The sequence below is a fragment of the Streptomyces sp. NH27 genome (genome assembly GCF_056859195.1).
In genome coordinates this window covers 1-1307 of record NZ_JACEGK010000949.1, presented here as the reverse complement: position 1 = coordinate 1307, position 1307 = coordinate 1, and the positions used below count along the sequence as shown (strand labels likewise).

General features: G+C 67.5%; 1 protein-coding gene and 1 pseudogene. Both read right to left on the bottom strand.

The window, feature by feature from the left end; all coding sequences use genetic code 11:
• The coding region (locus AC13HU_RS37325; RefSeq protein WP_483046443.1) for an SPFH domain-containing protein at window positions 1–917 on the bottom strand (917 nt) is incomplete at its 3' end.
• Window positions 918–1217: 300 nt separating this feature from the next.
• Window positions 1218–1307: pseudogene (locus tag AC13HU_RS37320) on the bottom strand (NfeD family protein); the annotation flags it as partial.

The following is a 1307-nucleotide window of genomic DNA, read 5'->3' as shown; positions in this document are numbered from 1 at the left end:
GCGCCGTTGCCCGGGGCGCCGCCGCCGTTGCCTCCGTTGCCGCCCAGGCCGGGGATGTTGACCATGCCGCCGAGGCCCTTGAGGGCGTCGTTGAGCTCGCTGGGGATGATCCAGAGCTTGTTGGCGTCGCCCTCGGCGATCTTCGGGAGCATCTGCAAGTACTGGTAGGCGAGGAGCTTCTGGTCCGGGTCGCCGGCGTGGATGGACTCGAAGACGGTGCGGATCGCCTGGGCCTCGCCCTCGGCGCGCAGCGCGGCGGACTTCGCGTCACCCTCGGCGCGCAGGATCGAGGACTGCTTCTCGCCCTCCGCGGTGAGGATCTGGGACTGCCGGATGCCCTCCGCGGTGAGGATCGCGGCGCGCTTGTCACGGTCGGCGCGCATCTGCTTCTCCATCGAGTCCTGGATGGAGGTGGGCGGTTCGATCGCCTTGAGCTCGACGCGGTTGACTCGGATGCCCCACTTGCCGGTGGCCTCGTCGAGGACGCCGCGCAGCGCCGCGTTGATCTCCTCGCGCGAGGTGAGGGTCCGCTCCAGGTCCATGCCGCCGATGATGTTGCGCAGCGTGGTGACGGTGAGCTGCTCGATCGCCTGGATGTAGCTGGCGACTTCGTAGGTGGCGGCCCTGGCGTCGGTGACCTGGTAGTAGATGACCGTGTCGATGTTCACCACCAGGTTGTCCTGGGTGATCACCGGTTGCGGGGGGAACGGCACGACCTGTTCGCGCAGGTCGATGCGGTTGCGGATGGTGTCGATGAACGGGACGACGATGTTCAGCCCGGCGCTGAGGGTGCGTGTGTAGCGGCCGAAGCGCTCGACGATGGCGGCGCTGGCCTGTGGGATGACCTGGACCGTCCTGATCAGCGCGATGAAGACGAGCACCACCAGGATGATGAGGACGATGATGATGGGCTGCATGGTCACTCCGGCGCCGGTTGAATGCGGATGGAGCATGTACTACGACATGATCAATTGTCGCAGACAGTAGGCGTGCCGCGTGCGGGGTTCGGCGAATTCCCGGTGTGCGGTGGCCCGTTGACTGCTGCGGTACTGCTCTGTGCTGCTGCTCTGCGGTCCTTCGGTGCTGCGGGTATTGCGGTTCGGCTGTTCGCTGCGGCGGATCTTCGGAGCTTCGGGTCGTCGGTCGCGGGGCGTCGGCGGTGGTCGGAGGTCGTCTGGGGTCGATGTCGGAGGTCCGGAGCCGGGGGACGTCGGGGCCTACATCACGACCGCGGTCGCGCCGTCGATCTCCACCACGTCCACGTGCTGGCCGGGGTCGAAGACGCGGTCGTGTTCCAGGGCGCGGGC